Below are 12,938 nucleotides of genomic sequence, written 5' to 3'. Positions count from 1 at the left end.
CTTTCAAAAACCCTGCTCATGCAGGGTTTTTTATTCATTTCTGCGAATAATCCTTAAAATTTACGAAGAAATTTTTAGAAGCAACTTCTCAGCAGAACCCATAAAAAATTAAAATAAAACATATATATCAAATAATTATATATAACCATCACTACATTATTATTTTGCACAATTATTCATCATTAATACCAATTCTAAAAAATATCCTTAAATTTCAAAACAATAAATATATACAGTTCTTTATACAGAAGCTAAAGCTATTGATAACGATAATAATTATCAATAGACTTCGCACATATTGTTACATAGATTAACAATTAATCTACTTTTACTCCTTTTTCTGTAAAAGTTTCATCAGGTTGAAAGTTCTGTCATTCACCACTTCAATTTCAGGGGTTCTCTCAATGGCAAAAATCAAAAGTCGTAAACACCTTCGTACCACACCTTTAGTTGCTCTAGCGGCAAGTTTACCTTTAGCAGTGCATGCCGCACCTAAAGAAGAAAGTGTGGCAAAGCTTCCAACAATTGAAGTGAATGCAGAAAATACCTATAAAGTAGATGCAGTAAGCTCTCCCAAATATACGCAACCCTTACTCGATACACCTCAAACTGTACAAGTCATCAAAAAAGAACTGTTACAGGAACAAGGTGCTGCTTCATTAGTTGAAGCATTGCGCAATACTCCAGGGATCACCCTACAAATGGGTGAGAATGGTAATACCAGCGCAGGTGACACCTTCCAAATGCGTGGTTTCTCGACCCAAACCTCTACCTATGTCGATGGTATTCGTGATCTGGGTGCGGTCAGCCGTGATGTATTTAACTTAGAACAAATTGAAGTTGTAAAAGGCCCTTCTGGCTCTGAAGCTGGCCGTGGTGCAGCATCTGGTTATATCAACTTAGTCACCAAATTACCAAAAGCTGAAAGCAGCCGAGAAGTTTCTGCTCGCTACAATACTGCTGAGAATGCACGCTTAACTGGGGACATTAACCAAGCCATTAACGAAAGCACAGCGATTCGTTTAAATGTGATGGGACAAGATGGTGGTGTTGAAGGCCGCGATGTTGTTGAGAACAATGGTTGGGCAATTGCTCCCTCGATTGCTTTCGGTCTAAATACAGATACACGTTTCTATCTATATTCTCAGCATGTTCGCCAAAATAATATTCCTGATGGAGGTATTCCAACCATTGGTATGAATGGCTTTTATAACGCAGATGCAGATTTAAATAAGGCAAAAAAGGTTGATCGCTCAAATTACTATGGCAGTGTCAATGACTATGAAGACGTTGACGCTGATATAGTTACCGCAAAAATTGAAAGTGATTTTGGCGATAAAATTAAATTTACCAATACCTCTCGTTACGGTAAGTCGCAAATGAATCGCGCATTAACAGGCATTAATGCATTAAATAAAAATGGATCAAACAATCCCGATGCATGGACGATTTCACGCTCACATCAAGGTGTTGATCAAGAAAATAAAATTCTCGCCAATACTTCATCTCTTAATGTGAACTTTAAAACTGGCGAAGTAGAACATGATCTGGTTACAGGCTTAGAATTCTTACAAGAACAGCAAATTTCTCGTACGTTATCAACCCAAGCACCAGGGCAAATTCCTGCTCCATCAACAAAATCGGCAAACCTATACAATCCAAATCATTATGATGTTATGCCTAAACTCGTTTATACAGGTGCATATACTGATGGCGAAACCAATACAGCCGCAGCTTATTTATTTGACACCATTAAATTATTAAACAACCGCTTGCAATTTAATGGTGGCGTCCGTGTAGATTACTACCATACAGACTATGAAGCACTAACAGTTGCAACCAACTCATCAACTGGCGTTGTAACGGAAACACCAACAGATTTAAAAGCACATGACACTCTAGTGAGCTGGAAATTGGGCAGCTTATTTAAACCAACAGAAAACAGTAGCATTTATGCATCTTATGCTAAATCGCTGACACCTCCAGGCAGTGCTAATTTTGGTTTATCTGCAGCTACATCAGGTACTCAAGCTGCCAATAATGCACGCTCAAAACCACAAGAAACTCACCACTATGAAGTAGGTGCAAAATGGGATGTGTTGAAAAATAAATTAGCATTAACTGGCGCAGTTTATCACACAGAAAACGAAAACCAGTTTACGCAAGATCCAATTACCAAAGAATCAATTCAAGAAGGTAAAACCCGAGTTAATGGTGTTGAGCTAGGAGTTGTGGGTCAAATTACCGATGCATGGAATATTTCTGCGGGCGTTGCCCACATGAAAGTGAAACAAAAAGAGCAAATTAGCTTCAATGATGCTGGAGAAAAAACCGTAACTGACTCTGTGCGCTGGTCACCTGATTGGACTGCTTCATTATGGACAACATATGACATCGCTGGCTTTAAAGTAGGCTTAGGTGCACGCTATGTAGATGAACAAAAACGTGTTATTACCGACAGCACTGCGCCTGCAAACATGCCAAAAGTACCCTCTTATGTAGTGTTTGATGCAATGGCCGGTTATAGCTTCAACAAAAATGCCTCACTGAACCTGAATGTCTACAACTTAGCAGATAAAGACTACATCAGCGCATTGAACAATGGCGGTAGCCGCTTTGTACTCGGCCAACCACGTTCAGCAGCATTAACATTCAACTACAAGTTCTAAATTATTCAATCAAAACTTAAGCTTGAATAGATGAACTCAGCCTGTCAGAAAAGGTATACTTTTTCTACAGGCTGTACTTTTTTGAAGGGTTTTAAATATGATGTTGCACATCCCTGAGCTGCTCAGTAAACAACAAGTGTTAGAACTACGCCAACAAATGCAACCAGCCTCGGCCTGGGTCAATGGTGCTCAAAGCGCAGGTGCACAAGCTCAGCAAACCAAAAATAATTTACAGATCGATACCCATAGTGATATCTATCAATCCATAAGTCAGTCTGTTCTAAATTCATTACAACGCAATCTACTGTTACGCTCAGCGGCCCTGCCCCAACATATTTTATCTCCAATGTTTAATTGCTATCAAAATCAGGGCAATTATGGCAACCACGTCGATAGTGCTGTTCAGGCTTCTTCACAAACAGGACAAATGATTCGCACCGATGTTTCTATTACGGTCTTTTTATCCGAACCCGATGAATACGAAGGGGGTGAACTGATTGTTGAAGACACCTATGGCAGCCACGAGGTTAAACTGGATGCGGGTGATGCAATTTTATATCCGTCAACAAGTCTGCATCGCGTTGAACCCGTCACTCAAGGCAGTCGAATTGCCGCTTTCACTTGGATTCAAAGCATGGTAAAAGATGACTGGCAACGTACCATGCTGTTTAATTTAGATATGACTATTCTAAAACTAAGACAGCAGCTTGGCGACACCGAGGAAGTGGTTGCCTTAACCAGTCATTATCACAACCTCTTAAGACAATGGGGAATCTTCTGATGTCTCAGCCCTTGCCTCTTCCCCCATTGACCACAATCCCAGCTCATTTACAAACCGTAGCGGATTATGAACGACAAGCTTCGCAACATTTGGCAGAAGCAACTTGGCATTATTTACAAGGGGGTGCCATGCATGAACTGAGCGTGCACGAGAATCAGCTTCAGTTTCAAGATGTTCGACTTGTTCCACGTCATTTAAATGATTTTTCGCAGGGCAATACTCAGCTCAACTTATTTGGCATGGATTACCCTCATCCAATTTTTCTTGCCCCCATTGGGCATCAGGCACTTTTCCACCCTCAAGCTGAACACGCTACTGCCCTAGCTGCCGAGTTGATGCAAAGTAATTTTGTACTCAGCACGCTGAGCAATATTGAGATGACGCAGCTCAATACGGATAATCCATACAAATGGTTTCAACTCTATTGGCAAGCGAGTCGAGAACAGTCTTTAACGCTCATACAGCTTGCAGAACAACACAACTATAAAGCGATCGTCATCACCATCGATGCGCCACATACAGGCATCCGAGATCGAGAACGTAAAATTTTCTTTCAATTGCCGAAGGACATGCCACACCCACATGCCTCAGCTAATGTAGAAATTGGCAATTTAGCAACTGGAGAACATCCTATTTTTCAAGGCCTCATGAAAAATGCCCCCCAATGGGAGGATATTGCATGGATCATTAAAAATACCCAGCTACCCGTCATCCTAAAAGGTGTACTTCATCCTGCTGATGCCAAAAAAGCTGTTGAATATGGTGTTTCAGGTCTGATCGTTTCCAATCATGGTGGTCGCGTACTCGATACCACGATTTCGCCATTAATTGCGCTGCAAAAAATCCGAGCTGTTGTTCCTGAAAACTATCCAGTTTTATTAGACGGCGGCATCCGTCGTGGTTCAGATGTATTCAAGGCCATTGCACTTGGTGCATCTACCGTACTAATCGGTCGTCCTTATATTTATGGTCTGGCAACGGCTGGTGCCCTGGGTGTGGCGCATGTGCTTAAAATCTTAAAGGAAGAATTCGAAATCACCATGGCCTTGATGGGAACAGCAACTTTAAAAGAGATTAACCCAGACTTTATTGATCAATAATCAGCTTTATCATATGGCTTTGATTTAACAAACTGAAATTCAAAATAACTTTCAGGATTTTAAAGACAAATCATATAAATAAAACTTCAGTAAAGTGACAGAAGTCATAACATTAAAATTTAAAGTTAATATTCAAAATACAATCGTTTTTTTAGATTAAATAAAAAAATCAACAGATTAACAACATTTTTAAACAATTAAGGGCAAAAATTAATTTAAGTTCCCACTGTAACAATTAGAAACAATTGAAAAATCCAATCCCAAACAAATGAATATAGAAATAACAATGATTATCCTTTGCATAAATTTTTACATCCTTAGGCCTGCCCTATGTCTTTTATTAAATCACGGAAGAAACTTGTTTCTTCTGCAATTGCATCATCACTTTCAGTCATTGCGATGCCAGCCATTGCTCAAGATCAAGCAGTTCAACTACCAACAATTCATGCACATGCAGCAAAAGAAGAATCTTTAAAAGTAGATCAGTCTGCAAATGCAAAATTTGTTGCTCCACTTAAAGACACACCAAAGTCAGTTTCTATTCTGTCGCAAAAACTACTTAAAGAATCTAACTCAAATACATTGCTTGAAGCACTCCGTTATGAGCCAGGCATTACTCTAGGCGCTGGTGAAGGTGGTACGCCTTATACGGATATGCCGATTATTCGTGGTTACAACAGCCAAAACTCTATTTATGTCGATGGCGTGCGCAATGCCACTTCACAAAGCCGTGATATGTTTGCGGTTGAACAAGTTGAAGTGATTAAAGGCTCTTCATCTGCACTAGGTGGTGGCGGTAGCATCGGTGGTAGTATCAATTTAGTGACTAAAGTTGCACATGAAGGTGACGTTTACCAAGGTAGTATTCAAGGTGGTACCGATAACTATCGTCATATTCAGCTTGATGCCAACAAAGATTTTGGTAATGGAACAGCAGGCCGTGTTGTGGTAATGGGGCATGAAAATGAAAAACCAGGTCAACACAATGGTGCCGAATATGCTCGCGTTGGTATTGCGCCGAGTATTAGCTTAGGCTTAGGTAGCCCAAACCGCGCAACGCTTAGCTATTATTTCTTAAAAAGTAATGATGAGCCAGATGCGGGTATTCCATTTAATAATTCAAATGTTCCAACCAATGCACCAGCTGGTACTGAAAAAGGTGATGGTCGACCTGTTCATGTGAAGCAAGGTACTTACTACGGCTGGAAAGCACGTGATTTTGATAAACGCGAAAATCATATTGGTACGTTAAAATTAGAACATGACTTTAATGAGAATTTAACGCTGAGTAACGTCGCGACCTATACTAAATCGAAAGCTGACTATGTCAACTCTATGCCTGATGACTCTAAAGGCAATATCTACAATGGTGAAGTATGGCGCCGCTCAAATGGCCACACTAGAGATACAGATGCCTTTAGCGATCAGTTATCTTTAAAAGGTAAATTCAACACAGGCATTCTTAAGCATAATTTTAATGTCGGTGCAGAATATGCTCGCCAAGAAACAGATAAAGCATCATATTTATTAACAGATATTGCAAATGCCAATAATGGTGATGCATTGAAAGGTGCATGTTCATTAGGTGTTGGGGCTGCATCAAATTACTGGTGTACTGATTTAAATAGCCCAAATCCAAATGACCCTTGGTTAGGTAAGATTGATATTAACCCAACCTCAATTAACACTGTAACCAGTAAAACTACATCTATCTATGTATTGGATAGTATTGAATTGCACCCTCAGTGGTTACTTGATCTTGGCGTTCGTTGGGATAAATTTGACACTGAGCAGGTTACAAAAGCAACCGGTGCAAAACTTGAAAGCGACACGGACTACTTCTCTTATCAAGCTGGTCTAGTTTATAAGCCAACAGAACAAGGCAGCATTTATGCTAGCTATGCAACTTCTGCTAGCCCAGTAGGTATCAGCCAAGGTGATGGTGAAAATGATCTTGGCACTGCTTATCTTGATTTAAAACCAGAAAAAGCCCGTACGATTGAATTAGGTACGAAGTGGGATCTATTTAACCAACGTGCTAACGTAACTGCCGCAATTTTCCGTACTGAAAAAACTGATTCTCGTGTAACAGATTCAGATGGTACAACTCGTAATATCGGTAATAGTAAAGTTGATGGCTTTGAACTTGGCCTCACTGGCAAAATTACAGATAAATGGGATATTGCTACAGGTTATAGCTACTTAGACAGTGAACTAACCAAAGGTAACCAAAACTCAGCAGGTCTATTAGCTCAAGGTAAGTCACTACCATTTGTTGCTAAAAACAGTGCGACTTTATGGTCAACGTACAAAGTCATCCCTAAACTTACTTTAGGTGCTGGCGTTCAATACCAAGATAAAGTATTCGCGAATACGACTGCACCAAAATTCCTACCGACCTATACCATCTATAATGCGATGGCAAAATATGACGTAGATAAGAATGTAAATGTACAACTGAATGTGAATAACATTGGTGATAAGCGTTACTTTACAGGTGCACATGCCGCTCATTATGCCAATGAAGGTAATGGTCGTAATGCTGTCTTAGCCATTAACTTTAAATACTAAGTCAAAACCATAATAACTTTATGGCATTCAGCTTAGTTCATATAAAATAGCCTCGTCATGAGGCTATTTTTACAACTGCAATAAATATTCAAAAGGTGTTCACCGTGATCCATCATATCCCCAATGTATTAAGCAAAGAACAAGTTGCAGAGTTTCGCCAATTAATGGCAGATGCAAATTGGGTGGGTGGAAAAATCACTGCGGGGACCCTCTCCGCTTCAGTCAAGAAAAATCAGCAGCTCTCAGAACAAGATCCGCTGACTCATGCGCTCAGTGATATGGTAATTAAAGCGATTTGGCAAAATCCACTTTTTCAAGCCGCAGCATTACCGCATAAAATCATCCCACCACTGTTTAACCGTTATGATGAATCTGAAAGCTTTGGCTTCCATGTCGACAACTCGATTCGCCTGATTCGTGGCACATCTGAACAAATCCGCACCGATTTATCATGCACCTTATTTTTAAGCGAACCAAAAGAATATGAAGGTGGTGAACTGGTCATTGAAGACACTTATGGCTACCATGAGATTAAACTTCCTGCTGGCGATGTCGTACTTTACCCATCAACCAGTTTGCATGAAGTCAGCAGTATTAGCACAGGAACCCGTTTCGCCTCATTTTTTTGGGTACAAAGCCTGATTCGAGATGATAGTAAGCGCCACCTGTTATTTACTTTAGATGAAAGTATTCGTGAATTACGGAAAACCCATGGCGATGCTTATCCAGAAGTGATGAAACTCACCAACATTTACCATAACCTGATTCGCATGTGGTCTGAGTTATAGTTCACACACTTTTCAAAGCTCAGAGATAAAATCAACTTTTTTATCTCTAATTTACAAAATTACGGGAAATTTTTCCTATTAAAATTTAAATAGCGCAAAAAACAGGGAAATATTTTCCATTTATTCTTATTAAAATGTTTTATAGAGCTTTGCAGTCGTCTGTATTTTCACCTAGACTGATTACGGTTAGATGATTAAGATAACTGCAAAATTAAATAACCCATATGAATGGTAGATGATGAAAACAAATCGCGGCTTTACCCACCCGTCTCATACAACACATCTCACTGCACTTCTCCTGATGCTGCGCCTCGCGCGCGTATAAATTTTTTCGCCTACATTTTTAGGCGTTCGATCCCCAAATTCGCTTTAAATTAATTCTTATAGACACCATATATATTTGTAGCACGTTGCCTTTTATTTGACTCAGCAACCATGCTACGACAAGGAGTTATCTCATGATGTTGGCTGACCCAAGCAAAAAATACCGCCGTATGTACCAGCGAGTGGATTTACCAGATCGCCAATGGCCGAATAATGAAATCAATCAAGCACCAATTTGGATGAGTACCGACCTTCGTGACGGTAACCAAGCGATTTTTGAACCAATGGATATGGATCAAAAATTAAAAATGTTCCATATGTTGGTCAAAATCGGCTTTAAACATATTGAAATTGGTTTTCCATCAGCTTCCCAAATCGACTTCGACTTTGCGCGCAAATTGATTGAAGAAGATTTGATTCCTGAAGATGTGTATATCGAAGTTTTGGTTCAAGCACGTGATCATTTGATTGAGCGTACCTTTGAAGCCTTAGTCGGTGTGGAACGTGCCATTGTACATATCTATAATTCAAATTCTCCAACTTTCCGTAAGAAAGTCTTGAATGTAGATGCCAATGGTTCTAAACAGCTTGCGATTAATGCGGCTACCAAAGTCAAAGAATATGCAGCGCAATACCCTACAACAGACTGGATTTTCCAATATAGCCCAGAATGTTTCTCTGCAACAGAATTAGACGTCGCTAAAGATGTCTGTGATGCCGTGACTGAAATTTGGGAAGCATCTCCGACGAACAAGGTGATCTTAAACTTACCTGCAACCGTTGAAGTTTCAACACCAAATGTCTATGCCGATCAAATCGAATGGATGCACCGTAACTTGGCGCGTCGTGATGGCGTGATTATCTCTGTGCATTGTCACAATGACCGTGGTTGTGGTATCGCAGCCTCTGAATTGGCAATCATGGCAGGTGCTGACCGCGTTGAAGGCTGTGTGTTTGGTAATGGTGAACGTACTGGTAACGTTGACGTTGCTGCAATTGCCTTGAACATGTATACCCAAGGTGTTGCGCCAAACTTAGACTTCTCCAATATCAATGAAATCATTGCAACTGTTGAAGAATGTACAGGTTTACCTGTGCATCCTCGTCATCCATATGCAGGTGATTTAGTCTTTACTGCATTCTCTGGTTCACACCAAGATGCAATTAAAAAAGGCTTCGAATTCCAGAAAAACGAAGACATCTGGGATATGCCATACTTACCAATCGATCCAAAAGATTTGGGCCGTGACTACGATGCGGTGATTCGTGTGAATAGCCAATCAGGTAAAGGCGGTATCGCTTACTTATTAGAATCGAATTACAACGTTGCATTGCCACGCCGCGTACAAATTGAATTCAGTCAGATCGTACAGCAACATACCGATGAAAATGGCACAGAAATCAGTGCACATGAGATCTGGAATTTATTCGAAAATACCTATGTGGATGTGAAAAATAGCCATTATCAAACCAAACATTATCAATTGTCAGATATCAATGGTACACAAATCATCGAATTAGACATTGAAATTGAAGGTGAAATCCAACGTCTACGCGGTGAAGGTAACGGCCCGATCTCAGCCATGTTGAATGCTTTACAACTCCCAATTGATGTTGTCAGCTATGAAGAGCGTAGTATCAGCTCAGGTGCCAATGCCAAAGCCCTTGCCTTGATTGAGCTTCAAGTGAAAGGTACAGGTAAGAGTGCATTTGGTGCGGGTGTACATGACAACATCGTGACCTCATCAATTGAAGCCATTATTGCCTGTACTAACCGCTTGATTGAGCAAGGTGTCTTGACCACGGATCAAGTGGCTGCTGCAGCCGTTTAGATAAGTGAAATATCACATAATCGTCAGTAAAGCTGAGTTGTAATATCAGAAAAAATGACTTTTGAAAGGATACCTGAATTGGTATCCTTTTAGTCTGATTGAGATTGAATATAATTTCTCGTTTAAACTCAGATACTCGGAAATGTCATCCACAACCTGCGTGATGCTTGTAAGATGCTCTTTCTGCGATAGAATGAGCAAAATGCAAGAAATGAACAGGTTTTGTGGTGAGCTGCGGTTATAGCAGCGCAAGAGGCCTTTGCTTACTTTGGGCAAAACCAAAGTAAGTGTAACTGAAAGTTTATCCTAGAACTGGATAACAACTCGGCAGGACTCCGTTATTAAAACCAATGATTTCAAGTAACGAGAGATTCAATTGAACTCTGTTTATTGATTCAAACTTTATATAAGGCGAACGATTCCAGTGTCTTTTCCATCGGATTCAGTGGGTTTAGTCACACCACAAAAGTTTCAATTTGAACAACCTTTAGAACTTGAATGTGGACGAGTTTTACCTCGTTTTGATTTAATGGTTGAAACCTATGGAACACTCAATGCAGATCAATCGAATGCCATCCTAATTTGCCATGCACTTTCAGGACATCACCATGCGGCAGGCTATCATCATGCAGATGACAAAAAAGCAGGCTGGTGGGACAGCTGTATTGGTCCAGGAAAAGCAATTGATACCAATCACTTTTTTGTTGTTTCCTTAAATAATATCGGCGGTTGTAGTGGTTCTACAGGTCCAACCTCACCGAATCCTGAAAATGAAAATCGTCCCTATGGTCCAGACTTTCCATTGGTTACAGTACGTGACTGGGTCAAAACCCAAGCGATGCTGTCCGATCGTCTTGGAGTAAAGGTTTGGTACGCTGTTATTGGCGGCTCTCTGGGTGGCATGCAAGCGTTACAATGGTCGTTGGACTATCCAGACCGATTGCAAAAATGCGCCATCATCGCCAGCGCGCCAAAGTTATCAGCCCAAAATATTGCCTTCAACGAAGTTGCACGCCAATCCATTCTTTCCGATCCTGATTTCCATCATGGTCGTTATTTAGAAAATGATAGCTATCCAAAACGTGGTTTGATTTTGGCACGCATGGTCGGTCATATCACCTACTTGTCTGAAGAAGCCATGAAACAAAAATTTGGTCGTGATTTGAAATCAGGCAAATTTATGTATGGTTTTGATGTCGAATTCCAAGTTGAAAGTTATTTGCGTTACCAAGGTGAACAATTTAGCCGCAATTTCGATGCAAATACTTACTTGATTATGACTAAGGCTTTGGATTATTTTGACCCTTCTCGTGAATATGAGCACTCTTTAACAAAGGCAATGAGTCAACCAAAATGCAAGTTTCTGGTCATTTCATTTACCACAGACTGGCGTTTTAGTCCAAGTCGTTCACAGGAATTGGTCGATGCTTTGATTGATAATCATAAGCCTGTCAGCTACTTAGATATTGATGCTGAACAAGGTCATGACTCTTTCTTATTTCCAATTCCACTGTATGTGAAAACCCTACGAGCATTTTTAGGTGGAGAACAACAGTTGCAATCGACACCGCAGGAGCAACACTAATGCGTATAGATCAACGACTCGCCGAAAAATGGATTAACCCGAACTCTAGCGTGTTAGACTTAGGCTGTGGTGATGGTGAATTGCTGGCTCATATGAGCAAACAGCACAATATTCGTGCCTATGGTCTAGAAATTGATCAAGAAAAGATTGCAATTGCCATCAGTCGGGGGTTAAATATTATCCAACAGGACTTAAACCTTGGTTTAAGCCGTTTTGCCGACCAGTCTTTTGACTCTGTGGTTATGGCACAAGCTTTGCAAGCTGTAGATGCACCCGATGTATTACTTCGTGATATGGTGCGTGTCGGCAAACAGGCCATTATTACTTTTCCAAACTTTGCATATTGGAAGACACGTTCTTTTCTTGCATTGAAAGGGAAAATGCCTGTTTCGGAAGCTTTACCTTATATGTGGTATAACACCCCGAATATTCATTTATGTACTTTCCGTGACTTTGAAGCCTTGTGTGCTGAGAACCGGATTAAAATTATTAATCGACTTGCCGTTAATGGTGACCAACAAGGTAGTGTGCTCAGTAAGCATATGCCGAACCTATTTGGTGAAGTCGCAATTTATCGAGTGAGCGCTCTATGAAAAAGACATTAATCAGCACATTTTTATTTGGTCTGATCAGTATACAAGCGCACGCTGACTATGTTGCTCAACCCCAATCGGTTGCAACACAAGCAGCGCGATATTCAGTAATGGGTATCAATGAGTTACAAAGCGCAGCAAAAGCGGGTCAAGCAGGTGCACAGTTTTACTTAGCAACACGTTATCAATATGGTAAAGACGTTGCCAAAGATGAGAAACAAGCGTTCTCTCTTTTTAAAGCAGCAGCCGATCAAGGCTTATCTGCCGCACAGTTAAATGTGGGCCGTATGTATGCAGATGGCATGGGCACGAAAAAAGATGATGCTTTAGCACGTAAATACTTTGAGAAAGCAGCAAGTAACGGCGATAACCGTGCTAGCTTTAATCTCGCGATGATGGAAGAGCAAAAGAAAAACTTTGTCGGTGCTTATCAGTGGTATGAGCTTTCAACTCGTGACGGTATGCTCGATACTAAAGTGATCAGTCTTTCTGAAGGTAAGAAAACAGCCTTGGCTGCGAACTTAACCCAAGAACAGATTCGTACTGCACGTGACCGTGCTGATAGATGGATTCAAGCACAATAATCTGATTTAGATCTATTGAGTGATTTAAAAACCGACTTGTGAGAGTCGGTTTTTTATTACTTTTATTCTAAATTGATTTAAATGCAGCCTAATTTCTACTTTTACAAAAAG

9 protein-coding genes are annotated in these 12,938 nt (G+C 40.4%); all 9 read left to right on the top strand.

The window, feature by feature from the left end; genetic code table 11:
- Window positions 1-404 precede the first annotated feature (404 nt).
- The 9 genes from MMO42_RS07390 (at window position 405) to MMO42_RS07350 (ending at window position 12,827) form a co-directional block, all read left to right on the top strand.
- On the top strand, window positions 405-2,669 hold the full coding sequence (locus MMO42_RS07390; protein ID WP_241319891.1) for a catecholate siderophore receptor Fiu: 2,265 nt from the start codon (window positions 405-407) through the stop codon (window positions 2,667-2,669).
- Window positions 2,670-2,766: 97 nt separating this feature from the next.
- Window positions 2,767-3,450 (top strand): Fe2+-dependent dioxygenase, encoded by a 684-nt coding sequence (locus tag MMO42_RS07385; RefSeq protein WP_241319890.1) that lies wholly within the window; start codon window positions 2,767-2,769, stop codon window positions 3,448-3,450.
- Entirely contained in the window at window positions 3,450-4,550 is a 1,101-nt protein-coding gene (locus tag MMO42_RS07380; protein ID WP_241319889.1) for an alpha-hydroxy acid oxidase, read from the top strand. Before MMO42_RS07385 ends, MMO42_RS07380 begins: the two co-directional genes overlap by 1 nt.
- 330 nt (window positions 4,551-4,880) lie before the next feature.
- Window positions 4,881-7,121 carry a TonB-dependent receptor gene (locus tag MMO42_RS07375; protein ID WP_241319888.1) on the top strand — a complete coding sequence of 747 codons (2,241 nt, stop codon included), beginning with the start codon at window positions 4,881-4,883 and terminating at the stop codon, window positions 7,119-7,121.
- 104 nt (window positions 7,122-7,225) lie between these two features.
- Window positions 7,226-7,909, top strand: a complete 684-nt coding sequence (locus tag MMO42_RS07370) for a Fe2+-dependent dioxygenase (protein ID WP_241319887.1) — start codon at window positions 7,226-7,228, stop codon at window positions 7,907-7,909.
- A 458-nt stretch (window positions 7,910-8,367) separates the two neighbouring features.
- Entirely contained in the window at window positions 8,368-10,065 is a 1,698-nt protein-coding gene (leuA, locus tag MMO42_RS07365) for a 2-isopropylmalate synthase (RefSeq protein ID WP_241319886.1), read from the top strand.
- Window positions 10,066-10,489: 424 nt separating this feature from the next.
- Window positions 10,490-11,650 (top strand): homoserine O-acetyltransferase, encoded by a 1,161-nt coding sequence (locus MMO42_RS07360; protein ID WP_241319885.1) that lies wholly within the window; start codon window positions 10,490-10,492, stop codon window positions 11,648-11,650.
- On the top strand, window positions 11,650-12,243 hold the full coding sequence (gene metW, locus MMO42_RS07355) for a methionine biosynthesis protein MetW (RefSeq protein WP_004804210.1): 594 nt from the start codon (window positions 11,650-11,652) through the stop codon (window positions 12,241-12,243). The genes MMO42_RS07360 and metW overlap by 1 nt, the downstream gene beginning before the upstream one ends.
- Window positions 12,240-12,827: a tetratricopeptide repeat protein gene (locus MMO42_RS07350; RefSeq protein WP_005147015.1), complete on the top strand. Its 588-nt coding sequence runs from the start codon at window positions 12,240-12,242 to the stop codon at window positions 12,825-12,827. The genes metW and MMO42_RS07350 overlap by 4 nt, the downstream gene beginning before the upstream one ends.
- The last annotated feature ends 111 nt before the right edge of the window (window positions 12,828-12,938 follow it).

Origin of the sequence: Acinetobacter sp. ANC 3882 (assembly GCF_022549545.1) — a bacterium.
GTDB lineage: Bacteria > Pseudomonadota > Gammaproteobacteria > Pseudomonadales > Moraxellaceae > Acinetobacter.
The sequence above is the reverse complement of the archived record's forward strand: the minus strand, read 5'-3'. Positions and strand labels throughout refer to the sequence as shown.